This is a genomic window from Leifsonia sp. NPDC102414, from assembly GCF_044765685.1.
Classification (GTDB): Bacteria; Actinomycetota; Actinomycetes; order Actinomycetales; family Microbacteriaceae; genus Leifsonia.
The window spans coordinates 21,710-43,724 of record NZ_JBIWKN010000008.1 but is presented as its reverse complement, the minus strand read 5'-3'; the positions used below and the strand labels follow the sequence as shown (position 1 = coordinate 43,724).

The following is a 22,015-nucleotide window of genomic DNA, read 5'->3' as shown; positions in this document are numbered from 1 at the left end:
ATCTAACGATGAAGGTCACAGGCGGGACGTGGTCAGAAGCTGCGGGATGCACGGTGAGGGACCGGCTTACGGGCGTCGGGTAGACGGTTCCCCTATCGGACAGCACGGATCGGACGTGAGCGAGTCACTGGCGGGCTTTCCGAAAGGCAGTCAGAGCCACATCAAAACGACGGTTCGATTCGTCCGTAATTTCTAGCGCTAGCTCCATCGTGATCGTGAAGGGTGTGTCTGATGCGATGGCGGCTGACAGTTGATCCGTTTCCGCGCGCAGCCGCATGGGAAAGTCGTGGAGTAGTTGGACAGGTTGATCCGAGAAGCTCGCTAGCGCACGAGTCAGGTTGTCGCCTTCATCGGACTCCGTGGCAGTGCCTCGCAGTCCGATACCCCATCCGAGGAAGCCCGAAAAGACCGAGCCCACTCTCTTGGCCAGGTGGAAGATGGTGTCGACGTCGCCCGGCTCTCCTGGAGCGCCGAAAGCCCGGAGTTGGGTAGCGGGCGATAACACGGTCATGAAGTTGCGTATGTTGCCCTTCATCACAGCATTCTGTTCGCTCACGAAATTAATCAGCTCGGAATCAACGACGAAATGAGAGTTCGAGGCGTAGCCGATTTGGTAATCCAGGAACCGCGGCTCAAGCGCCTTGAACTCCTCCACCAGTGCAAAGCTAAAAAGGAGGTGTTCCCATCCTGGAGGCCGTTCTCCAACGAGTGTGGCGGCTTCTTGTTCCGTGCGTGGAACGAGACCGTTGAACCTGCCAGTACCTTCGGTCTTCTGGCTGCCAAGCTTGCGCGCTATTGCCTCGGCGATCCCCGATGCGCCCACGACGTTAGCGTCAAGGTAGCTGATCGAAGCTCGGACGCCCGGAAGCTCAGTTTGGTCGATCCGAACTGGCAGAAGATACGGCGTCGGCTGTTCCATCGCTCGGATCAAAACGCTCCTACGTTCGAGCCGCGTCCAGGGCTTGGCAGCGTAGTCAGCCGAGATGAACATCACCGCGAACCGTGAGCGACGTTCATAAATGTCGGGGAAGTATTCCGTCAGATCCTCCCCCCAGAGATCAGCTTGGGAATCCTCATCGTAGAAAACTGAGTAGCCAGCAGACTTCACGATCTCGACCGTCGCGGCAACAATCTCGCGATCCTCGCCAGCGAACGTAACCGCGACGTCGAAGTCATAGTCCCCAGGTGCACGATTCACCAAGCCAGTATGGCTGCCATGCGGCGCATATGCGACGCGACCTGGCCAGCCGCCCGTTGGATCCGCTAACGCACCTGGCTCGCAAGCGGATCGTGGCGCGCACGGCGGACTGCTACTGGTCGAAGAAGTAGACGACCTCCACATGGCTGAACTGGTCGAGTTGCAACAGAGCGTCCGGAGAGAAGATAGTGCTGTCGAGTTCGATTGAGGCTAGCTCCGTGTCCCAGTCGTCGTCGCGAACCTCCGTCCGGCTGCTCCGTACATAACCGATAGCGTCCATCGTGATCTGCATCCTGCCATTCTCGGGCATCTCTGGAGGCTCACCCGGCTCGATGACTGGTTGACGACATACGCGAACGAAACGTCTCGTGTCAACCGAAAGGGCTAACATTTGGGCGAGTCGGTTCTGTGACGGGGAGTGGCCAAGGGAGCTGACTGGACGTTGAACCTGACATAAGAAACACTTTCGGTTCTGTGTCAAGTTGCGGGGTGTGGGGGAGTGCTGGCGCGTATCTGGCCGCCAAGTCTCTTGCTCGCAACCTCGGGGCCGCGCCGTCCGGTCACGCCTTCGGCGTGTCTGTGATGAGTCGACTAGTCGATCTTGCGCAACCTGACGGTGAGGCGAGTCGGCCGAGCGCTGGTTGTGGGACGATTCCATGGTGTCGGTTGAGGTCGTGCGCTATTCCATGGATTGGCCCCCCCAGTTCGCGGCCGTTGCGGGCGAGCTGCGCCGAGCCCTTGAAGCGGTTCCCGTTGTGTCGGTCGAGCATGTCGGCTCCACTGCTGTCCCCGGGCTCGCGGCAAAGCCCGTGCTCGACATCGACATCGTCGTGGAACGTCAACACGTTGGTCTAGCGATCGCAGCGCTTACTCAAGCCGGCTATGTCCACCGTGGCGACCTCGGCATCACAGACCGAGAGGTATTGGATGCGCCCGACAGCCAACCGCGTCGAAACGTGTACATCTGCGTGCAGGGAACCCTGCATCTTCGGAACCACTTGGCCGTCCGGGAAGTGCTCCGCCGGCGATCCGATCTGCGCGACAGATACGGCGCGGTGAAAGCGGCGCTTTCCCGTGTTCCCGATATGGACATCCCGACCTATATCGCCGGCAAATCGGGGGTGCTGCAAGACGTGCTCGCACTGTCTGATCTGTCCGAGGACGAAAGGGCGCTGATCTTTCAGTTGAACACTCGACGCTGAGTGATCGTGCTCCGGCGCCCAAGACATCGGAGTGCAGAAAGTGCAATCGCAGCCACTTCAAACTGTCATAATAGATGTTATCGGCTAATAGTTCGGCTAGATTTAAGCCCGAAAATCTGGCATGATCGTATCATGCAGACGATGTCGTTAAGTGAAGCGAAAGACAAGCTGTCAACGTTGGTTGAGGGTGTCGAGTCGACGCATGATGCGGTAGTAATCACGCGGCACGGCAAGCCCGCCGCGGTGCTTATCTCGCCGGAGGATCTCGATTCACTACAGGAGACGCTGGCTTGGCTATCGGATCCGGCCCATGCTGCGGAAATGGCTGAGGCGGAAGAGGATGCTGCGAGCGGGAGGATGCTGTCGTTGGATGAGGTGCGTGCGCAGCTGGCTCAGCGGTGACAGCCGAGATCTACCGCGTTGAACTGTCACGGCCTGCGGCTCGCGCGCTTGGACGACTATCGCCGAAACTTGTTGATGCTGTCCTTCGATTTTTGGATGGGCCGCTAGCGGAGAATCCGATGCGGGTTACCAAGCCCCTGGGCGCGGAGCTCGAAGGCATGCGGTCAGGGTATGTCGGAATTTCTTACCGGGTGTTGGTCAGGATCGATGAGGATGCTCGGCTTGTGCAGGTTATGCGCATCGCGCATCGCGCTGACGCGTATCGGCACGATTGACTGGGGAACACACGATTGCTTATGGGACGCGACTCCTCTGACGAGCTCAAGGAAACTCTGGCGCCTGAGTGCCCGGCGTGTTCGGCTCCGATGGGATTGGTGCTTGGCGCGTGGGTATGCAAGCGCTGTGGGGTGCGTTTCCTGCCGGACGCGGCGGGCCGCGTCCGTGTGCCAGGCAAGGGCGTGGCGAGCGAACCGCCTGTTCCCGCTGATCCGGCCCCGCACCGCTTCTTATCGACTCGCCGGCACACGATCGGACCTGATAGCTGTTTCATCTGTGGTCGGCCCATCCCGGAAGGCAGTCCGCAACGAACCCGTGAACACGTCTTCCCGAAATGGCTTCTGCGTCAGCTCGGCTTAGCCGAATCGACACTGACCTCTATCAATCGTCAAACGATCGGGTACTACCAACTCACCGTGCCGTGCTGCCGGACGTGCAACGGCGTGGACTTTTCCGCGATCGAGAAGCGGGTCCAGGTCGCCTTCTCTGCCGGGTTGGATGCGGTACGTCGCCTCGATCGCCGGGATTTGTTCTTGTGGTTGGGAAAGATCTACTACGGGGTGGTCTACGCCGAAAGCCTTCGACGAGCCGATGTGAGGGATCCCGCCTCGCCTCCCCTCGTGCCTGAGGAGCACCTCGAATCAATCCGGTTCCACCACTTCCTCCTGCAGGCGGCTTCGGGAGCGGTGCAGTAGGCCCCGGAGATGCCTGGTCCGGCGTCATTCCTGTTTTATGAGTGTCAGGCAGACCCGGAGAATCCGGGCATGAACTTCGACTACTACGACAACTTGTTCTCTCCCATCGTTGCGATGCGTGCAGGAGAGATTGGGGTGATCGTTGTCTTGCAGGATTGGGGATTCGTAGAGCAGGTTCAGGAGAAGCATTTGCTGGAAGCGAGAACGATCGCGCTTCATCCCACGCAATTCCGCGAGCTGTTTGCAATGGTTAGCTACCTCGCTGAAACCAACTGGGTTAGTGGCCGACAACACGTCATCCTGCGGCCACCAGATGGCGGGGAGCCCGTTGTCGTGATCACTCCCGAGATCGTGGCTGCCTCCTCGGGAAGTGTCGTCCTCGAGTCATACGCCGCCTATGTCGCCTCGGCGCTCAGCGCACCGATCGAGGAGATCTACGACGGCACGCGTGCGGCGTGCTTCATCATCGGAGACGACGGGACGGCGATGCACGCCGCATGGCCAGGAACGATCTTTACCGGCCTCACTGGGCTTCCAATATGGCCAGCGGCGGAAGCTCGCTGAGCTCAGGACGGGACAGGGGCCTTCCGGCGGTTCCGTTGTGGCGGATCGAATACCGTCCATCGTCAGGTCGGCCGCGCCGAGTGTGTGCTACCTGCTGTCACCTTTAGCTATGAGGCCTTTTGTAAGGAGGTATGAGCAGCTGAATGTGGCTAGGGCGCTCCCGAGTCCAGCGGTGGCGGTGACCCAGAGCGGTGCTTCTGCCCCGGTGGTGAAGTATATGACCACGATGGCAACGGTGGCGGCAAGCAGGCTGCTCGTTCCTACTGGCCCATTGCCGTATTTTGGCTTATTCACGGTGCTCCTAATTTAACGCGCAGACGATGGATGTGGCCACATATGTTCCGACCATGGCGGTAGCTAGGCTTCCGGCGGCTACGACATCTACCCCGGGAATCCACGCTGTTATCAAGGCAGCTACGCCGCCGCCGGCGACGACTAGTGCGGCCACTGTTCCTTGGTGGAGGCAGTCGTTCGCTTTGTACACTGCTGCGGTTTTGTGTCAAGAAGGGGGAAATCAGACCCTATTTGGACACTGTCTGGGAATCGATCTGACGTCGGGTTGGGGTATACCCCAAATAGACGCACGTCCGAGTTCAGTGTTCTGGGTTGGTGATGGTTGATGCGTAGCGTGCGGCGATGGCTTCGGCGTTGGTTGTGAGTTGCTGGATGGTGTGGCGGTGAGCGTCTTCAAGTTCCTTGATGCGGTGGCGGAGGAGGGCGATGGTATCGGGGTTGTCGAGGTTGGGCCCGGTGTAGCCGAGGGCGAGGGTGGTCCAGGGGAAGTCGGCGCCGGCGCCGACTTTGCGGGACACGATGGTGCCGTCGTCCGCGAGTGTTGGGATCTCGATTACGCGGGAGTGGATGGCTTGGTCGAGGAGGAGTTCGCGGGAGTAGAGGACGACGAGGCTGGCGATGGTGTTGCCGGTGATGAGGGTCATGCGCGGGCCGATGAGAAGTTTCACGTTCGAGCCTCCGATACTCGATCTATCACGAATGCAACGTGCGGCTACCCTGCACTCCAGCGGGCAGTTGGCCACATCGTATTGGGACGCGGGTGACGCATCCTCCGAACCCGGGCGGCTCGACGAGTCGTCAAGAAAGAACCGTCGGGCTCCATCGCGTCGACTACGCACCCAACCTCTTCCATCCAGCCAGTGGCTGGGGCCTCATCCATGGAAAAGCCATCGCTTTCACCCTGCGGACTGTGATCGGGTAGCGGACCTCACCGACGGGTCGTGTAGCTGCTCGAGGCGACGGGTTAGCCAGATGGTGATGCCAGTCCCGCCAATCACCTGACAGAAAGGAGCAGGAATGCTCACAGGAGTCCGTGTTGACCTGGACGGGACGATCGTCGCGGTGAAGATCGATGACACAACCGCGGCACAGCGCATAGCGGTGATGCGCCAACCGAGATCCTCACCGCCGGGTCCAACGACACCCGCGAAACGTTCGCCCACCTCTACGTCGTACTCAACCAACTCCGCGCCGCCGCCGCATACAACTACCACCTCGCCTTCATCGACGAAGAAGCCGCCGGCGATGGCCGGCTGCCGTTTCATCCGGCACCCGCCGGGTTCGGCGGCAACGAACTCGCAATCCCCCGCTAGGCGGGTCCGTCTCGACCGGCTCACCGACGCCGGGCTGGGTTTGTACACGCACGGAATCCGCACCGCCCGGGCCGAGCAGGAACACCTGCTCGAGCAGATCGATCAAGCCGGCTACGACCTCGAGCGAATGCAGGTCGCCATGACCGGGACAAACGCCGCCACCGTCGACGTCGCCATCCGCGGCATCGACATCCACAGCGCACGCGCGAACCACGCCCCGGACAGTGTTGAGCTCACCGCATGGGACGTGCCCGTACGGATCCCCGGCGCCAGCATCTACCTTTCCGTAGCCGAGTAGGGACGACGAGCACCTGCTGGGCTGGCACGGATCGCGCGAGCCCAGCAGGTGGAATCTCCCGCCTACGGCACCGACTTTGCTGCACCTGCGTTTTCGTTAGGTTGGGCGGCCTTGAGTCGGTGGTGCCAGACGCCGAAGAGGGAGGCGATCACGGCTTCGACGAGGAACACCCACCACGGTTGACCCGTTGCTATGGCGACGAGTGGCCCCCCAACAACGGCGACCACGATGAAGGCGGCGAGAACGGTATTGAACACCCGCTTCTGACGGCGAGCCTGGACGGCGAGGTCTCGGTCGGTCATCGGCATTGCGGGCCGGTGTAGGTGAAGGGGTTCCAACCGACGAGTGGGGGCACGCCCCAGAAGGAGAGTCCGACGCACTGTTTGTGGTTCTGTGCGTACTGGGCTGTCGCGCCGATCGATGCCGCGGCGAGTGCACATGCTGCCACGGCGACGGCCCCGCCGATAGCGCATGCGGCGGCGGCTCCTCCGAGGGCGGTGAAGCCGGAGGTTGCGATGTCCCGTGTCTCGGACTTGTTGAAATAGAGGGAGCACCAACCGACCCCGCATCCGTAGGACGGGTCTGCGACAACTGGGAATCGTGCACCGGCCGTGTCGATGTGCTGGGTCAGTGTTGTCCCGTTGATCGTGTAGATGGTGGGCAGAGGTCGGCCATCGGCGTCGATCGCCCATGCGGGAAGGATGATGTTGACGAGTTTCCCCGCGGAATCATGGACGAGGATCGAGCCGTCATGTTCAGCGCTCAACGTCAGATCGTCGCCCGCGGCGCCGATCGCGAATCGGTAGCTCGAGGGAGCGCTGGAATTAGCGAGAACCGCATAGGAAGCGTTCGTGCCGAACTTGGTGATCCCGGTGACGTAGCCGTAGCTTCCGTTAGGTGCGACGGCGGCGCTTGTTGAGGCCTGGGCGGGCAGCGCGGATGTGCCGACGTCGATCGGGTCTACTGCTAGTGGGCGGATTGACGACGGACCGTGACCCGCAGGTGGAGCGTCCGCAGCGGTACCGAGCAGCGCCCGCTGCTGGACTATCTGCACCGGGTCAAAGGACGCCGGCGCGGCGGCCGCGGGTGTGGCGGCGGCCACTGCGGTTATCGCGGCGAGAACGATCGAGAGAGACGTACGAGATCCGATCAAGATACAACCTCCACTACAGAGTGCTGAGCCTCACTGCCTAACAGGGCCAGGCTCGTCCGGGGCAGCTGCTCTCGCGTGAACAGGCCAGACGAAAGGCGCTCCTTCACCCGAACACGTGACCAGAGCGACGACCAGGCGACCGTGCTGTGTGGGAACGCCGTCACGGTCGACGTCGCCATCCGTGCCATCGACATCCACACCGCACGTGCGAACCATGCCCCCGACAGTGTTGAGCTCACTGCATGGGACATGCCCGTGCGGATCCCCGGCACCACCACAGCACTCATCGCTGGCTGAATCAGGCGCGTCAGCTCGTTGGATTGGTGAGGCTGCGGCGGGTCTGGATCGTGACCCAGTCCAAGATCAGAAGAAGGACCCCCGCGCACACATAGGTGGCGAGGTTCTCTGCCTGAAACTCGACGCCCAGGACCAGCCCGATCGCCGGGGTGGTTTCGGCCAGGGCGCGGGGAATGCCGGTCAGTTGGAACAGCTCGACCGCGCAACTGGCCAGCACCGCTGCGGCTGCGACGATCAACGGGTGTGACCGTGGCGCGATGATCGCGACCACGCAGTAGATGAGGGCGGTGTAGGCGGCGTCGGAGATGATGTGGCTGAGGTCACCGAAACTGCGGTAGTGCGCAGCTAACCCCAGCCCGACTACTACGGGAACCGCAACGGCGAAGATGATGCGCCGTGTCCTTGCTGCGCTGACAGTGATGAGACAGCCCTTTCCTTAGCGCTTGAACTAGAGGTGTTTATGCTGTTTCGAGCATCGACTCTCGCTTGAGCATGCTGCTGACGCTGGGTCGCGCAGCGTGTCGGAGACAAGTGGCGGCTTCGGCGTTAGGGGTTGATTCCTCTGTCTATGAGCTGCGTTGCGATTACGAAGGCCAGGATGGCCGGGACACATCCGATCGCTGGTATCCACCACGTACTAAGTCGACGGCGCTGACGGAAGATGACTCCCAGAACGCTCGCGATGAAGGAGGCCACCGCGGTAGCGGGGATGAGGTAGAGCGCGACCTCCAGCATCGGATAGTTGCATCTGGCCGCACCGCAAGAGTCGATGCCAAACAGCAGGAACAATCCTGCTACGGAGAGTCCCACTGAGAGCATGGACTGGAGGATGAGGAAACCGATGGCGCTGCCGAGGTCGGTGGGCCCGGCCCCTGCTTTTCGTGGAGTTCGAGGGCCGCCGCCAGGCAGCTCTTCGGGTAGCTCGTAGACCATGTTCTGCGCCCCCTTGCCGATGCGAAATCGGGCGACCTGAGTTCATCCGTTGCTGGGTTCGATCATCGCTTCTTGAAGTTGTTGTTTGTTAGCCATCCGCGCATGAATCCCCATGCATGCAGCATGTCGGGCGAAAGCATGTAGCTGGTGTGGATGTCCACTGCTTGGTTGGTCAAATTTGTCTGGCAGAAGAGGTCCCGTTGAGACAATACGACTGGATGATCGTCTTTTGGATCTGCCCGGAGGTTGCGTCGACGCACTTGTTGCCCGGGTCGTCCGACTGGGCGCAGGCGCTTGCAACGGATCGCGCTCAGCCGATGAACTTCGTTTTGATGCTCTCGACCCGAGGGGTTGCGGGGTCAGTGACGGTGCATACAAACGCCGCTGGCTGGTTGGGGTGCGCTTGAGGGTGCCATCCGATGACGACGCTTACGTTGGCTCCGTCCGCGACGACACTGTCTTTATCAGCCGGGAGCGCGACAATTGGTTCGGTTTCAGTTGCTCGACCAGCAGCGAGGCACACGTCCCACGATTCCCGAGCGTCGAAACCGTTGACGATGGTCGCCGTGGGGGCAGGTGCGCTGGCCGGCCGGCCGGTTGGACTCGTTGTCACATCAGCTGGGGTGGTATGTCCGCCGTTCCGAGGTGTCGCAGCACTGCATCCCGCAATTCCGATCACCAGGCTCATTGCCAAAAGCAGCCCTGTCGTGCGCTTGAGCATCTTGTTACCTCTCCTGAATGGTTACCGTGCAATCGCTACGTTTGCTACCTGGCGACGCGATCAAACGCTCTCCAGCGAGCGATGAGTCTCCGCAGTCGCACCTGGAGCGCTTAGGCCGCGGGCGAGGGACAGCGGGGAATCCCTCGGAGGGTTGGAGGATTCGAGGCTCCAGTCAGCGCGTTGGGATGTTGTCTTGGTTCACAATCGCTACCGAGTTGGTGCTGCGGCCAGCGATGTATGCGGTTGAGCCGGTCGGTGAGAACGCCACGCCGACCGGATCTGTGCCCGTGTAGCCAGCAATGGTGGAGGTCTGAGTGTCTGTGGCCGAATCGATCACCGACACTGACTCGGAGCCGTTATTAGTTACGTAGGCTTTCGAGCCGTCTGGGGAGAAGGCGACGCCAGCGGGATACAAGCCGGCGTATCCTGCGACGGTGCCTGTCTGGGCGTTCCTGGCGGGATCAATCACGGAGACCGCGTTGGAGGAGTAGTCGGTGACGTACGCCTTGGATCCGTTCGGCGAGAAGGCGACGTCGAAGGGGGTGTTGCCGGTGAATCCGGCGACCATGCCGGTTTGAGTGTTCGAGCTGACGTCGATCACCGATACGTTGTTGGACCATTCGTTAGCGATGTATGCGGTGGTTCCGGTGGGTGAGAATGCCACTCCTTCGGGGTCCGCGCCGGTGTATCCGTTGATGGTGCCTGTCTGGCTGTCTGATGCGACGTCGATGACGGATACGGTGCCGCCGTCGCCGTTGGTGACGTACGCCTTCGTTCCGTTTGGGGAGAATGCGACGTTTTCTGGTCCCCTGCCGTTGTAGTTCGCGACCGTCCCGGTTTGGGTGAGGGTCGCCGCGTTGATCACCGAGATGGTGCTGCCGTTGTAGCTGGTGACGTACGCCTTGGATCCGTCCGGTGAGAACGCCACTCCTTCGGGATTCCCGCCTTTGTATCCGGCGACGGTACCTATCTGGGTGTGTGTTGCCACGTCGACGATCGAGACGGTGTCGGAATACTGTGCGGTTACGAGCGCGATGGTGCCGTCCGGTGAGAACGCCACACCGTAGGGACCGGTGCCTGTAAGCCCGGTGACTGTGCCGGTCTGGGTGTCTCCGGTCGCGGCATGCGCAGCGTCGGCGTGCGCGACCGGCGCCAGCGCCATTGCCGTGACGGTCAAGGTGACGAGCGCGCCTGTCCAGAACCGCGTTCGGTTGACCGAACTTAGCGTGGGTCGCTCTTTCCAGCTTGCCTTGATCGTCTTCATGCGCGAGCTCCTAATGGATGTTGTGGTCCGTGTCATCGACGCGATCGTCCGGCTCAGTGTGGTGGGGTCGGGCGGGTCGGACCTTACAGGCCCGGCTCGGTGGGGCGAGTTCACCCCTCTTTGCCCGAACTATCCAGAGCTGGTTGATGGGATCGAATCCGGCACTGGACTACGAGGCGCCGGCGCGGTTCATCCGTGAGAACACGGCCGCGGACGCGGGACGCGAGATCATGGCGGCCGTGAGTTCCTTCACCTTCGTCGGATGAGCCCGGCCACTCTCCAGGTTTCCGGAGATCCAGGCGAAGTATGGCGGGTGGGTTTCGCACCCGATCCGTGGCAGTGGACACCCTGGGAGTACGCGAAAGACGAGGGCCGCTCGTATCAGCCATACGGTCACCACGCCCCGGGTAGCCCAAGACGAGGGACGCCCCGCTGTTTCTCATGAGTTGGAGTCTGCGGCTCAGCGGGTGAGCCGGTGCAGGGTGATCCTGGAGTGCATCTTGGTGTGCGGGCGATGCCGGCTCTCTCGTGGTGTCTAGCGTGGGTTCATGGTTGGATTCATTGTCGTTGAACGTCACGCGCACATCCACGCAACGCCTGAACGGGTGATCTCGTTCATTGCCGATTTTGGGAAGTGGGCCGAGTGGTCGCCCTGGGAAGACCTGGACCCTGAAATGAATCGCCAGTACGACGGCAAGCCAGGAACCATCGGCTCCACCTACGCGTGGGGCGGCAACAAAAAAGCAGGGGCCGGCCGGATGACGATCAAGGCCGTCACCTCACGCAGCGTCAGCATCGACCTGGATTTCACCAGACCCTTCAAATCCTCGAACCGAATCGAGTTCCTCCTCGAACCCACCGCCGACGCCACGCGACTCACCTGGCGGATGGAGGCACCGAAGACGTTCCTGTCTAGCCTGTTCAACCTCGACAGACGGGTGGGCCCGGACTTCGAGAAGGGATTGACCAGGCTGGCACATGTAACAGCAGCATCGGGGGCTCGGTCATGACAGTGACCGGCATTGGCGGGTTCTTCTTCCGCAGCCGCAATTCTGAGGCGTGCGCTGCATGGTACCGAGACCACCTCGGCATCGAAGCGGGTGGCGACCGGGTCTGGGCTCAAGACGCAGGGATGACTGTGTTCGCACCGTTCCCATCAGACACCGACTACTTCCCTGCCGACCAACCCTTCATGCTCAATTTGCGAATCGAGGACCTTGACGCACTCCTCGCACGGCTGGAAAACGCAGACATCCAGGTCGAGCGACGACCAGAATGGGAAAACAGCGCCTATGGTCGCTTCGCTCGCATTTATGACCCTGAAGGACTCCCCATCGAACTTTGGGAGGCCCCCGCCTAACAACCGCGATCTGCCACGCAACTCCCCAGGCGCTGGACGCGCTCATCAAGCGCAGCGGGAAGAACCAGTCCGCGATCGTCCGCGAGGCGATCCACGAGTACCTCGTCGAGCGGAAACTGGTCAGCTGATCGCCGTCTTCTCGGCGATCGTGTGGACTGATCCCCACACCCCTCGGGCCGACGCCGAGCGTCAGGTCCGGCGCGGCAGACTACTTGGCCGACGTGGTCGGCGTTTGAGTCGAGGGTCCTTTGGTGGTGCGGGTGTCCGCGCGGAGCCACTCGCGGAGTACAACGCTCCGGGAGGCGTTGGTGCCCTTGGGCGTCGCCTTCTGGGCGGTAGTTCGGATGAATCCGACTCCGCCTGGCGAAACTTCCACGTGGCTGCTCATGGTCACATTGTAAGCCCAGGAGGTGACATTTAGGCAGGAGCGGCGATTGCGAAAGCCGTAGCCAACTGCGAAGCGACCAGCTCGGCGAGTAGTTTGTCGTCATCGAGGAGGCTCTTCTTCCGAGGAGCGTCTACGGTAACCATCCCAAAGACGGTGCCGTTGCCCCAGATGGGAACTCGGATGAAGGTGCGGTAGCGGTCGCGCTGGCCTTCATATCCGGTGGGCGCATCCTTCTGAATGTCGGGATAGAGTTCGGCACCGATCTGTGGATCTGCCGTCAGGTACTCGAGGATCTCCTGGCCTGCCGGAGTATCCAAGAGGAAGGTGCGGGGCTCGTCACGTCGCCCGAATCGGCCGATCGGCTGCAGCTGGTCCGGGTCTGGGGCTATGGCGAACACCACGGCTCGCACGTCAGCGCTCTTGGGGGTCATCAAGACAAGTGCGGCGCAGCACTGGTCAGCGATCGCACGGAGTGTCGCCTTGCGGCCGCCTGTGTCGCTCGGGTCGATCATTGCGAGTTCCGTCATGAGGTCAAGCGCCGGACCCAGTCTGTTGTGCAGCTCCTTTACGGTGTCATACCGCGCCTTCTCAAGCGAGAGGCCCCACCGGTAGTCACGGATTCCCTTGATGAGCAGAAGCAGTGCGAGGACACACGCGGCGATCACGGCGGATATACGGAGCGCAGTTGCTGCTTCAGGGATCGCAGCGGCAAGGAGGCCGAGAACGGACACCGCGGCCGCACCGAGGACGGGAAGCAACGTCCAGACGAGGAACCGTCCGGTATCCGCTGCGAGATTAGTGCGTCCTGTCACGTTTACGACCATAGCGGTGCCGTTGTTACGTCAGGTCGACGCGACGCGGCGGCGGAGGCGGCGAATGTTGTCCCGTCGACGAGTACCTGGTGCGTGCGTACACCTGCGCGGCCGGTGACGGTGACGTCAAATTGTCGACCGGCAAGGATGCCGTGTCCATCGCCGAGCCCGTTCACGCGGGCGCGACCGGCGCGGAGGGTGGCCCGGGAGCTTGGCCAGTCCCGGTCGACGAGGAGCACCGTGTCGTGTTGGCGCATCTTCCCGGTCAACCGGGCGAGATCCTGGCCTGGGCCTCCCTGGCTGTCCACATCCGCTTCACGCTGCGGAACGGGCAGGAGTACGAGGACTGGGTATGGAAGGGCGCCGTCACCGCCCGCGACCGCCGCGTGATCCCGCCACGGCGGTGAGCGTGCAGGCTGGTCGTTACGGCCGGCGGTCTCGAGGGCATCCGGCCACCCGGTGCCGCATAGCGCGATCGTGTGACCTTCAGCTGGCTGGGCGGAGAGAGTGAATGGGAGCGGGCACGCCCGCACTGAGCCGGATCCACAGGTTGCGCGGTGGAGGGAAACGGCCCCGCCTTCGGCGGACTGTCCTTGTCCTGATAGGAGCCGTTGCGCGGCACTGTGTTCTGTTGCCCCGCTTGCGCGGGGTGCCTTTTTCGCTGGAGCAGCGTTTCACACCTCACCGGCCTGTCAAGTGCGCTTCGCGTCCCTTCGGGATGCCGCAAGCGGCCCACCTGACAGGCCGGTGAGGCGCGAATCGACCCGGTGGGCCGAAAAAGGCAGTGGGGGCGACGAGTGACCTAGATGGGTTGCTGCCAGTCCCGCCACGCACGACACAGAAATGGAGAGCACATGCTTTCAGGAGTCCGTATCGACCTGGACGGGACGATCGTCGCAGTCAAAATCGATGACACCACATCCGCCCAACGGGTGGCCGGGATGAAGGAACACATCGGGTGCGCCCTGTTCGACGTGATCCGGCTGCCGGAGAACATCGACGTGTGGGTAGACGACGAAGGGTTGTACCGGTCCGAGCACAACCCGGAACTGACCGGGATGGTGCGGCTGCACCAGCCGGATTGGGATGCCGTGTTCGGACGCGGCCTGGTCCTCGGCGTGAACCCGTCAACGGGTGACACGGTGTCGCTGAGCCTGGACCAGATGGCGTCGGTCGTCGCCTGGTGGCGCACCGTCACGACCGGCGGCAATAACCCTGCCGCACTCCGCCGCCGCTTGACCCTCGTCTAACCACCCACCACACAACAAAGGTCCGGAACCGAAGCAGTGATGATGCCTCGGTTCCGGACCGGTTACCAACCAATCTACAAGAAGGAACATCATGACGAAAACCACCACCACCCAGGACGCCACCGCGACGGAGACGAGCACGGCAACGGCCGCTGCTGTCGCCGCGCAGGAGGGGTCGCTGATGCACGTGGACCCCAACCAGATAATCCTGGAAACGAACGTGCGTACCGCGCCTGTGATCACCGACGAGTGGGTGGCCGAACTTGCCGCGAACGGCGTGCAGACGCCGGTATCCGGCTGGCTGGATGATTCCGGTCAGGTCGTTGTCCGGTTCGGGCAGCGCCGCACCCTTGGTGCGCGCGCAGCGGGGCTTGCGACGATTCCCGTGTATGTCACCAGTCAGTCGGAAGCGACGACCGAGCGCATCTTTACCCAGATCAACGAGAACGAGCTGCGCGCCGGCAACACCGACGCCGACCTGGCGGCGGCGTATCAGCAGCTCGCTTTCGAGGGGCTGAACCTGACGACGATCGCCAAGCGCCTCCACAAGAAGCGCGACGAGGTCACGACCGGTCTGGCCGTGGCGCAGAACCAGCAGGCGACCGCCGCCGTGATCGACTACCAGTTGACCCTCGACCAGGCCGCAACTCTCATCGAGTTCGAGGGTAACGACGAAGCGCGCGACCGGCTGATCCAGGTTGCCACGTCCAGCCCCGGACAGTTCGCCCACGAGACGCAGCGTCAGCGCGACCGTATCGCCCGGGCGGCGCGGAAAGCGGAAGCGATTGCCGACCTCACCGGGCGCGGCTTCACCCACATCACCAGCAGCGTCTACGACGACGACAAGAAGCAGACCCTTCCCCTGGCCGAACTGACCCGGGACGGCCGCCCAGCGACCGAAGGCGACCTGATCGGGCTCGCCGGTTGCTGCTTCCGGCTCGACTGGAACGACCAGCCGGTCATCTACCTGAGCGGATGGAAGGACGCCGGATTCACGAAGGCCCGCCAGACGGTCACCGCACCGATGACTGACGAGCAGAAAGCTGAACGCCGCGAACTCGTCGCCAATAACAAGGCGTGGGCGTCGGCTGAGATCGTCCGGCGTGAGTGGCTGGCCACGGTCGTGCGGAAGGCGAAACTGCCTACCGATGCCGGCCGGTTCATCGCCGCCGGACTGACCACCTTCGCAGGTGACGTGCACCGGGCCATGCAGGACCAGAGCCCCCTCGCACACACCCTCCTCGGCATCGAACAGAAGAAGACCGGCTACTACCCCACCGACAACATCGGCGCATGGGTGACCGCGCACCCGACTAAAGCGCAGCATGCAACCGTCGCGGTCGTGCTCGGCGGTATCGAGTCCGGCACCAGCCGGAATACCTGGCGCAGCCCGGACAAGAACGACGCCGCGTACTTCCGGCAGCTCGCCGCCTGGGGCTACACCCTGTCCGAGGTCGAGCAGATCGTGACCGACGCTCACCCTCAGGGTTAACTGCGAGTCGAACGGTGCCGCACTCTAGCGGTGAGGGGTGCGGCACCGTTACAGTCCCCGTGTGGGTGTGGCCACCTCGTACCCCCAAGAACGTGATGGCCACTCCCACTTTCCCGTCAGGGGTTTCCCGCTACGATCGATGATCGCGGGGACCGGCTCCGGGTCCCATCGAGAACCGGTCCCCCGCACCAACCTCCCACCCAACATGTCGTGCCTGTTGGCAGCGTCGCGGTAAACCGTCGCTTCCGCGCCGGTTCGCGAAGGGACGAGTCCCCTCGCCACCCCTCCCCCAACCTGCCCACCACAATCGCACAAGGTGGTTGCCCACGGGTGGGTGTTCGGGTTGGTCGCCGGTGGACCACAATGGGCACGACAGAGCAACATCCTCTGGGCTCTCTCGCACCCAGTGTGGACGACAGGCTCCTCACCGCGTGCCGCGGTGGGCCAGCCTCCGGCCGGCGCGGTCGACGGAGCGCCCGCGATGGTGGCACGCTTCGCGCGCCCAGCCCTGCCAGGCCTTTTTCGCTGGAACAGCGTTTCACCCCTGACAGGCCTGTCAAGTGCGCTCCGCGTCCCTCCGGGATGCCGCACACGGCCCACCTGACAGCCCGGTCAGGCGCGAATCGACCTGAGGGCCGAAAAAGGCGGTGGGAGCAACGAGTACACATGCTCAATCCAGTCCCGCCCGTTACGTCCCGAAAGGATCACCATGCTCACCATCACTCACACTCACGAAACCGGAACCCTGATCGAGGGCACCGAGAAGGGCGACGGCACCGCCGACGCTCTGAAAGCGAACCGGTGGCGGTACAGCAGGCACATCGGCTGGTACCTCGCCGGGACCCGTGATCACAACGCCCGCCAGCACACCATCCGCACCACCGTCGCCGCCCTGGAAGCGGCCGGGTTCGACGTCGAAACCGTCATCGACGACACCCCACGCGCGACCGCCGCTGTCGAGGCGGACAAGCTCGCCCGCCAGGCGGACCGTGTCGACGCGCTCACCGCCAAGGCCGACCGGAAGGACGCCGCCGACACGGCCGCGTGGGAACAGGTTCAGGCTGCACACCGGTCGCTGCCCGAGGGCGGCGAGCCGATCCACATCGGGCACCACTCCGAACGCCGCCACCGGGGCGCGATCGCGAAAGCCGACCGGGCAATGCGAGCCAGCATCAACGCCACCCAAGCCGCTGCGCATGCCCACGACCGTGCGAACACCGCCGCCAAGACGACGGAGCTGCGCTATTCACCGCGCCACGTAGCAACCCGCATCGAGCGAATCCAAACCGATATCCGCGGCACAGAGCGCCGCATCAACGGGTCATCCCACAACTTCGGCGGCGGCTACATCGAGACCACCGCCCCCGCTACGGGCGACTACCTGAACCGGCTGCAGGTGCAGCTGACCAGCCAGCAGGATCAGCTCATCTACTGGCAGAGCATCCGCGCCCAGCAGATCGAAGCAGGCGAGACGTCCGACTACAGCCGCGACACCATCCACCCCGGAGACCTCGTGCAGATCGGTCGCGGAGCGGCGACCAGCTGGGACCGGGTCGTGCGCGCCAACCCGAAAACGGTGACCGTGCAGCCGACATCCGTGCCCTGGCCGATGAAGTACACCTACGGACAGATCACCGGCCACAAACCCGCCCCCGCGACCATCGCAGCCGGATAACCCACCCGCCCCGGGCTACAGATCAATCGGTTTGTAGCCCGGGCTCCGGACGGGTGCGGAGGCCGGCTACCGGCCGGCCGCGAGGGTGTGCCCTCGCGCTCCCCCACCACTGGCAGCTGCTTGACGGTGCAGCATATGTCGGAGCTCGCCCCGCCACCAACGCGGCGCCGGCGGCGCCCGCCCTCCGCGTAAACTTCTTCGACGCGGTCGCTGGCGCTCCCTCATTTCGCCGAAGAACTTTCCGGTCCGGTCGGGTTGCACCGCTCATGGTGTCTCCTCCGAGCTCTGACAGATGGTCCCCGTATCAAGCAACTGCCCAGAACTAAGCACGGCAGAACCGATACCAGAACTGAAGGAGGACCCCGTGTCCGGCAACACCACCGCCCCGCCCGCCAGCATCGAGAACGTCGGCGGCTACGAGATCCCCGTCGACCCGATGGACGATCTGCAGTGTGACAGCTGTCAGTAGCCCCGAATCGTCTACCCAAATCCACGCCGATGATGAGGAGTGAACGGTGACCAGGTACACGCCGACCGAAATCCTCACCGCCGGGGCCAACGACACCCGGGAAACGTTCGCCCACCTCTACGTCGTACTCGACCAGCTCCGCGCCGCTGCCGCATACAACTACCACCTCGCCTTCGTCGACGAGGAAGCCGCCGCAGGCGACGGCCGGTTGCCGTTTCATCCGGCACCCGCCGGGTTCGGCGGCAACGAGCTCGCAGTCCCCGCCCGTCCCATACGGCTTGACCGGCTCACCGACGCAGGCCTTGCCCTCTACGCCCACGGAATCCAGGCCGCCCTCGCCGAACAAGAGCAACTACTCAAGCAGATCGACCAAGCCCGCTACGACCTCGAACGCATGCACATCGCGATGACCGGCACAAACTCCACCACGGTCGACGTCGCCATCCGCGCCATCGACATCAATGCGGCCCGCGCAAACAGCACCCGCGACACCGTTGAGCTCGCAGCGTGGGATGTGCCCGTACGGATCCCCGGCGGTGACACCGTACTCAACCCACCGGAAGTTCCTCTGGCTCCGGGGTGAACGCGCGCCGTGCTGCGCTTGTTTCCTTCGATCAGGCGTGACAAGAACGCACGATGGACGTCACGGAACGGACACACATGGGTACTCGTCGGGGCCGAGTCAAGATCGCCGCTGCAGCATCACCTGATTCTCGACGACGAACCATTCAGTGACGACAGCCGCAACCAACTTGATCCGATCGGAAGCAATCAGTGACAGCCGTCATCTCCCACCCCATGTACACCCAGCTTTCGCTCCTGATCACCAATCCGGGTCCCTTTCAAGAGGTGTCCGTCAACTCTTGGGCAGTCGCAGTATTTGTGGTTGGGGTGGCGAGTCTGTTGGGGTTGGTGGTGATAGGGGCTGTGCCATCGAGTGGGAACGTCGCGCGGTGGAGGGCGGTCATCGGGGGCGCTCTAGTCTCGGCTACTGTCGTCGGTTTCGTTTGGTCTGCATCGCAGGTCTTCGGCACCGATTCCTGGGAGTCGTACAAGCAATCAGTCCAGGTGTGGTTGAAAGACGACTACGGGATCCGCATCTCGGCGGACGGCGCAGACACGCTGCTCGACGACCCTGGAGGGGACCTCACCGTGCGTTTACGCTCCGGTGAATCAGTCGACATCCACATTGTCGAGGCCGCTAATAACCAGCTCGCCGTTGTCGACAATCACGGCAATGTTCTCCCTCCGCCCGCCAAGGCGCATCAATGACGCTGAGGCAATAGAGACCACAATCCCCGCCAGCACGCCTCTTAGCGCGGGATGCAACGACGATGTTCGCGATGAAGGCAAGCGTTGCTGCGGGGAAGATGGCGCATCCGAGTGCTGACGTGATCACGATTGTCCAGTAGCTGGGCAGGCTGATGAGGAGGTGTTGGGTTGCGGAGGGTGCATCGGATGTGAAGTTGGCCCAGCCGACAAGCCAGAACATGATGCCGGCGAGGCAGCCGGCGAGGGCAGCGATCCATCGCCCGTCACCGACCTCCCCAGAAGCGGCCATTCGACTACTTTTCGTGTGCCATTGTCGTCTGGAGGGTTGGGCTGAGCTCGTCTGGTTTCGGTGCGGCGAGCACGCCGAGCTCGTAGGGGCTAGCGCCGCCGCACGACTTGAGCGTCGCACTAGTCCCCGCTGCAACTACTACCTTTTGCAAGAGCTTGTGCATGTCTTCCTCCCGGCGGCTGGTCGTCGTCGACCTGACGTACCTGAATCTAAGAACCCATCGGAGCCAACGTGGATTGACTCGGTTGAACACGGCGAACTTCACCCGTGCTTCGCTTCGGCCGTAAAGGCGCGAGGCTTGTCCGGCTACGTCTCGCGGATGACTCGGGTCATCTTTCGGCCTGATGTACGGCACCGCTGGACCTGCTGTGCTGAGTTGATGTCTGTCGATTCCGCAGTGCCTCCGTCCGCGGTCCCCCGAACACCTGTGAGAAACCGGCTGTGCGCTAGCGCAGCGCTTAGCATCCTGATGTTGATGGTGGTGACGGGAGTCACGGGGTGTTCTTGGCAGCCGGTTCCGCCGACGCAATTGGTAGCGAAAGCGGAGAAGGCGGCGGCAGCAGCAGGGCGGGTAAGGGGTGTCGGTTCCGCGAAGTCCATTGTTCGGTCGCGGGACGCTAAGGACCATCCTGATGATTGGGTGGTGACCATTGACGTTTCAGCGTCTACGAGTGACGGATTGCGCAGGGTGGTGGAGCCTGTGGTCGCCATCGTCGGGAACGCCCACATCGATGGGGCGTACGCAGTCCAGGTGCTTCTTCGCATCCCGGGTGGCCATAAGACTGCTCCTGTCGTGATCAGTGTGCAGGACTTCGACGCCGCATTGTCAACGCCGGAGGCAACTCCACCCGACATCCGAAACCCCGGAGGCGCAGCCGAGACGATCGCCACTGATGTGGAGGCTGCCGATGCATTGCGCCGACTCGGCAGCGCCGACTCGGTCTACATATCCAGAACGGCTTTGCGCTCGGAATCGAACATTGCTCTCACTATGCAGGCGGCGCACGGCCGCGCACCCCTGGTCGAGGCCAGCAACGCGGTGCGCCGGATACCCGGATTCGGGCACGGGGTTCTTGCAACGGTTGGTATCGCGTGGTCCGCGGCGGGTTCTGAACAGCGATCCCGATCAGCCGAAATCTCGACATCCGGCCCGTCCGAACGTTTAGTCACTGAGCTCGACAACCTCGCTGACCGTCACGACGTAGCCAACGTCTACGAAGCTGAGGGCATCGACGAGGACTGCCCGACACTGAACGTGACGAGCGCGCACCCGGAAAGAGACGCCGCAGTACTGGCAACCATCGACGACCCTGCCGCGAACCTTTCCCTCCGCCCGCGCACACGGTTCAGCGTCACCAACTCCGACTACACGATCACCGCCGACGGCTACGTCGGTCTCCCACTTGGCAGCGGTAAACCGCCACTGACATGGCGGCAGCTCACTGCGACGACCACGCCCGCACCCACGCACCCGCCACAGAGCCTTGACCCGGCCCAGACCACCAGGAAAGTTGCCGCATACGAGGCCAATATCACGGCGCTCCTCAATGCCACGGCCGGTGCCGGCGGAACGACCACAGCACCCAACGTGGGAGCCACCTCGTGTGACACTGGGCCCGGCCAAGCCGTACGTGGTCACCTCAGCCTGCCAAGCGGCAACGACGACCCCGGTTCAGGTACCTACGCCGCTGTGATCGACGCCTGGAAGAAGCTGGGCTACAAACACGTCGACCATGTCATGGCCGACGACTATTGGGCACCAACACCCGGAGCTGCCGGCGTCCGAACGCTATCCATTCGCGGGACTTCCTCCAACACCGTCGAAATCACAGCCACGTCTCCCTGTATTTGGTGAGGCGTACGCCGCCGCTAGCTGTAGTTCCCCGCGATCAGGGACAACCTGGATGGCGCTCGTCGTTCGTGATGATCTGCGCATTCTGCGGTGCACTTTTACCGTTCCCGGCCTAAGGCCGGGCTGGGAAGGCGCAAGAAGCCTCGACGGGGTCGGGGTAGCAGACCCTCCTCGTGGAGAGGCCGAATATCCTGGCCTATTACGTCCGCGGTGATTTCCTGCTCCCAACCGTCGGTGAAGTGGGCGAAGATGCGAGATCCGGGGATGTTCGTGACCCAAACCTGAGCGGTGGTCACACCCGGCTCCTGCCGGTTGCGGGCGAAGTACTCGGCTTGCCCCGGGTCCAGGCTCCAGGACAGACCGTAACGGTTCTCGGGCATCGCGCCCCGATATGCGCGGAAGGTCCGCGCTGGCCGTGCGCGCACTATCCAGTCTTCGGTGTACTCGGCTTGCTGGAACATCTGACGCCACACGCTGGCCGGGACCGTGCTGTCGTCTGGTTTGGCTCTCCACATGAACGGGAGGAAGAACGTCAATGCACGAGCG

The 22,015-nt window shown here is 62.9% G+C and carries 26 protein-coding genes; 16 read left to right on the top strand and 10 right to left on the bottom strand.

Annotated elements, in window-relative coordinates; all coding sequences use genetic code 11:
* Positions 1–124: 124 nt before the first annotated feature.
* Complete coding sequence (locus ACIRCZ_RS19650; RefSeq protein WP_402856422.1) at positions 125–1,198, bottom strand: TIR domain-containing protein; 1,074 nt, start codon at positions 1,196–1,198, stop codon at positions 125–127.
* Positions 1,199–1,310: 112 nt separating this feature from the next.
* On the bottom strand, positions 1,311–1,508 hold the full coding sequence (locus ACIRCZ_RS19645) for a hypothetical protein (RefSeq protein WP_402856419.1): 198 nt from the start codon (positions 1,506–1,508) through the stop codon (positions 1,311–1,313).
* 346 nt (positions 1,509–1,854) lie between these two features.
* On the opposite strand from ACIRCZ_RS19645, the gene ACIRCZ_RS19640 reads away from it, so the two are divergent.
* The 5 genes from ACIRCZ_RS19640 to ACIRCZ_RS19620 all read left to right on the top strand — a co-directional run bounded on the left by ACIRCZ_RS19640 (position 1,855) and on the right by ACIRCZ_RS19620 (position 4,337).
* Positions 1,855–2,400 carry a GrpB family protein gene (locus ACIRCZ_RS19640; protein WP_402856416.1) on the top strand — a complete coding sequence of 182 codons (546 nt, stop codon included), beginning with the start codon at positions 1,855–1,857 and terminating at the stop codon, positions 2,398–2,400.
* A 132-nt stretch (positions 2,401–2,532) separates the two neighbouring features.
* The gene (locus tag ACIRCZ_RS19635; protein WP_402856413.1) at positions 2,533–2,802 is read left to right on the top strand and encodes a type II toxin-antitoxin system Phd/YefM family antitoxin; all 270 of its coding nucleotides are present in this window, start codon (positions 2,533–2,535) and stop codon (positions 2,800–2,802) included.
* Positions 2,799–3,077, top strand: a complete 279-nt coding sequence (locus ACIRCZ_RS19630) for a type II toxin-antitoxin system RelE/ParE family toxin (RefSeq protein ID WP_402856410.1) — start codon at positions 2,799–2,801, stop codon at positions 3,075–3,077. Before ACIRCZ_RS19635 ends, ACIRCZ_RS19630 begins: the two co-directional genes overlap by 4 nt.
* A 132-nt stretch (positions 3,078–3,209) precedes the next feature.
* Entirely contained in the window at positions 3,210–3,773 is a 564-nt protein-coding gene (locus ACIRCZ_RS19625) for a hypothetical protein (RefSeq protein ID WP_402856407.1), read from the top strand.
* Between the two features lie 69 nt (positions 3,774–3,842).
* A complete protein-coding gene (locus ACIRCZ_RS19620) occupies positions 3,843–4,337 on the top strand; it encodes a hypothetical protein (protein ID WP_402856404.1) in 495 nt (164 codons plus the stop codon).
* 593 nt (positions 4,338–4,930) lie between these two features.
* Here the strand turns inward: ACIRCZ_RS19620 and ACIRCZ_RS19615 are convergent.
* Positions 4,931–5,299, bottom strand: a complete 369-nt coding sequence (locus ACIRCZ_RS19615) for a hypothetical protein (RefSeq protein WP_402856402.1) — start codon at positions 5,297–5,299, stop codon at positions 4,931–4,933.
* Positions 5,300–5,648: 349 nt separating this feature from the next.
* Here ACIRCZ_RS19615 and ACIRCZ_RS19610 point away from each other — a divergent pair, with 349 nt between their 5' ends.
* Positions 5,649–6,242 carry a hypothetical protein gene (locus ACIRCZ_RS19610; protein WP_402856400.1) on the top strand — a complete coding sequence of 198 codons (594 nt, stop codon included), beginning with the start codon at positions 5,649–5,651 and terminating at the stop codon, positions 6,240–6,242.
* 62 nt (positions 6,243–6,304) lie between these two features.
* On the opposite strand, the gene ACIRCZ_RS19605 is transcribed toward ACIRCZ_RS19610, so the two are convergent.
* From ACIRCZ_RS19605 to ACIRCZ_RS19585, 5 genes are all read right to left on the bottom strand, one after another.
* The gene (locus tag ACIRCZ_RS19605) at positions 6,305–6,550 is read right to left on the bottom strand and encodes a hypothetical protein (RefSeq protein ID WP_402856397.1); all 246 of its coding nucleotides are present in this window, start codon (positions 6,548–6,550) and stop codon (positions 6,305–6,307) included.
* Positions 6,541–7,395, bottom strand: coding sequence for a hypothetical protein (locus ACIRCZ_RS19600; protein WP_402856394.1), 855 nt, complete (start codon positions 7,393–7,395; stop codon positions 6,541–6,543). The genes ACIRCZ_RS19605 and ACIRCZ_RS19600 overlap by 10 nt, the downstream gene beginning before the upstream one ends.
* A 307-nt stretch (positions 7,396–7,702) precedes the next feature.
* On the bottom strand, positions 7,703–7,999 hold the full coding sequence (locus ACIRCZ_RS19595; RefSeq protein WP_402856508.1) for a DUF2809 domain-containing protein: 297 nt from the start codon (positions 7,997–7,999) through the stop codon (positions 7,703–7,705).
* Between the two features lie 239 nt (positions 8,000–8,238).
* Complete coding sequence (locus ACIRCZ_RS19590; RefSeq protein WP_402856392.1) at positions 8,239–8,625, bottom strand: hypothetical protein; 387 nt, start codon at positions 8,623–8,625, stop codon at positions 8,239–8,241.
* 893 nt (positions 8,626–9,518) lie between these two features.
* On the bottom strand, positions 9,519–10,610 hold the full coding sequence (locus ACIRCZ_RS19585; protein WP_402856390.1) for a beta-propeller fold lactonase family protein: 1,092 nt from the start codon (positions 10,608–10,610) through the stop codon (positions 9,519–9,521).
* 548 nt (positions 10,611–11,158) lie between these two features.
* Here ACIRCZ_RS19585 and ACIRCZ_RS19580 point away from each other — a divergent pair.
* The 3 genes from ACIRCZ_RS19580 to ACIRCZ_RS19570 are packed head-to-tail and all read left to right on the top strand — an operon-like array spanning position 11,159 to position 12,098.
* Entirely contained in the window at positions 11,159–11,620 is a 462-nt protein-coding gene (locus ACIRCZ_RS19580) for an SRPBCC family protein (RefSeq protein ID WP_402856387.1), read from the top strand.
* A complete protein-coding gene (locus ACIRCZ_RS19575) occupies positions 11,617–11,970 on the top strand; it encodes a VOC family protein (protein WP_402856384.1) in 354 nt (117 codons plus the stop codon). Before ACIRCZ_RS19580 ends, ACIRCZ_RS19575 begins: the two co-directional genes overlap by 4 nt.
* Positions 11,952–12,098 (top strand): ribbon-helix-helix protein, CopG family, encoded by a 147-nt coding sequence (locus ACIRCZ_RS19570; protein ID WP_402856381.1) that lies wholly within the window; start codon positions 11,952–11,954, stop codon positions 12,096–12,098. Before ACIRCZ_RS19575 ends, ACIRCZ_RS19570 begins: the two co-directional genes overlap by 19 nt.
* 80 nt (positions 12,099–12,178) lie before the next feature.
* Here the strand turns inward: ACIRCZ_RS19570 and ACIRCZ_RS19565 are convergent, their stop codons facing one another.
* Positions 12,179–12,358: a hypothetical protein gene (locus ACIRCZ_RS19565; protein WP_402856378.1), complete on the bottom strand. Its 180-nt coding sequence runs from the start codon at positions 12,356–12,358 to the stop codon at positions 12,179–12,181.
* A 29-nt stretch (positions 12,359–12,387) separates the two neighbouring features.
* Positions 12,388–13,170 carry a GAF domain-containing protein gene (locus ACIRCZ_RS19560; protein ID WP_402856375.1) on the bottom strand — a complete coding sequence of 261 codons (783 nt, stop codon included), beginning with the start codon at positions 13,168–13,170 and terminating at the stop codon, positions 12,388–12,390.
* Between the two features lie 89 nt (positions 13,171–13,259).
* Here ACIRCZ_RS19560 and ACIRCZ_RS19555 point away from each other — a divergent pair, with 89 nt between their 5' ends.
* From ACIRCZ_RS19555 to ACIRCZ_RS19525, 7 genes are all read left to right on the top strand, one after another.
* Entirely contained in the window at positions 13,260–13,577 is a 318-nt protein-coding gene (locus ACIRCZ_RS19555) for a hypothetical protein (protein ID WP_402856372.1), read from the top strand.
* A gap of 399 nt (positions 13,578–13,976) precedes the next feature.
* The gene (locus tag ACIRCZ_RS19550) at positions 13,977–14,420 is read left to right on the top strand and encodes a DUF3846 domain-containing protein (RefSeq protein WP_402856370.1); all 444 of its coding nucleotides are present in this window, start codon (positions 13,977–13,979) and stop codon (positions 14,418–14,420) included.
* Between the two features lie 91 nt (positions 14,421–14,511).
* On the top strand, positions 14,512–15,912 hold the full coding sequence (locus ACIRCZ_RS19545) for a ParB/RepB/Spo0J family partition protein (protein ID WP_402856367.1): 1,401 nt from the start codon (positions 14,512–14,514) through the stop codon (positions 15,910–15,912).
* Between the two features lie 709 nt (positions 15,913–16,621).
* Positions 16,622–17,587, top strand: a complete 966-nt coding sequence (locus ACIRCZ_RS19540) for a DUF3560 domain-containing protein (RefSeq protein WP_402856364.1) — start codon at positions 16,622–16,624, stop codon at positions 17,585–17,587.
* 515 nt (positions 17,588–18,102) lie between these two features.
* On the top strand, positions 18,103–18,639 hold the full coding sequence (locus ACIRCZ_RS19535; protein ID WP_402856361.1) for a hypothetical protein: 537 nt from the start codon (positions 18,103–18,105) through the stop codon (positions 18,637–18,639).
* A 191-nt stretch (positions 18,640–18,830) separates the two neighbouring features.
* On the top strand, positions 18,831–19,328 hold the full coding sequence (locus tag ACIRCZ_RS19530; RefSeq protein ID WP_402856358.1) for a hypothetical protein: 498 nt from the start codon (positions 18,831–18,833) through the stop codon (positions 19,326–19,328).
* A 932-nt stretch (positions 19,329–20,260) separates the two neighbouring features.
* The gene (locus ACIRCZ_RS19525; RefSeq protein WP_402856355.1) at positions 20,261–21,472 is read left to right on the top strand and encodes a hypothetical protein; all 1,212 of its coding nucleotides are present in this window, start codon (positions 20,261–20,263) and stop codon (positions 21,470–21,472) included.
* Positions 21,473–22,015: the final 543 nt, after the last annotated feature.

Excerpts from the sequence above, each read along its gene's own strand:
- ACIRCZ_RS19590 (WP_402856392.1), bottom strand. The coding sequence starts at position 8,625 with ATGGTCTACGAGCTACCCGAAGAGCTGCCTGGCGGCGGCCCTCGAACT.
- ACIRCZ_RS19635 (WP_402856413.1), top strand. The coding sequence starts at position 2,533 with ATGCAGACGATGTCGTTAAGTGAAGCGAAAGACAAGCTGTCAACGTTG.
- ACIRCZ_RS19605 (WP_402856397.1), bottom strand. The coding sequence starts at position 6,550 with ATGCCGATGACCGACCGAGACCTCGCCGTCCAGGCTCGCCGTCAGAAG.
- ACIRCZ_RS19575 (WP_402856384.1), top strand. The coding sequence starts at position 11,617 with ATGACAGTGACCGGCATTGGCGGGTTCTTCTTCCGCAGCCGCAATTCT.
- ACIRCZ_RS19540 (WP_402856364.1), top strand. The coding sequence starts at position 16,622 with ATGCTCACCATCACTCACACTCACGAAACCGGAACCCTGATCGAGGGC.
- ACIRCZ_RS19620 (WP_402856404.1), top strand. The coding sequence starts at position 3,843 with ATGAACTTCGACTACTACGACAACTTGTTCTCTCCCATCGTTGCGATG.
- ACIRCZ_RS19645 (WP_402856419.1), bottom strand. The coding sequence starts at position 1,508 with ATGCCCGAGAATGGCAGGATGCAGATCACGATGGACGCTATCGGTTAT.
- ACIRCZ_RS19545 (WP_402856367.1), top strand. The coding sequence starts at position 14,512 with ATGACGAAAACCACCACCACCCAGGACGCCACCGCGACGGAGACGAGC.
- ACIRCZ_RS19580 (WP_402856387.1), top strand. The coding sequence starts at position 11,159 with ATGGTTGGATTCATTGTCGTTGAACGTCACGCGCACATCCACGCAACG.
- ACIRCZ_RS19640 (WP_402856416.1), top strand. The coding sequence starts at position 1,855 with ATGGTGTCGGTTGAGGTCGTGCGCTATTCCATGGATTGGCCCCCCCAG.
- ACIRCZ_RS19585 (WP_402856390.1), bottom strand. The coding sequence starts at position 10,610 with ATGAAGACGATCAAGGCAAGCTGGAAAGAGCGACCCACGCTAAGTTCG.
- ACIRCZ_RS19610 (WP_402856400.1), top strand. The coding sequence starts at position 5,649 with ATGCTCACAGGAGTCCGTGTTGACCTGGACGGGACGATCGTCGCGGTG.
- ACIRCZ_RS19550 (WP_402856370.1), top strand. The coding sequence starts at position 13,977 with ATGGGTTGCTGCCAGTCCCGCCACGCACGACACAGAAATGGAGAGCAC.
- ACIRCZ_RS19565 (WP_402856378.1), bottom strand. The coding sequence starts at position 12,358 with ATGAGCAGCCACGTGGAAGTTTCGCCAGGCGGAGTCGGATTCATCCGA.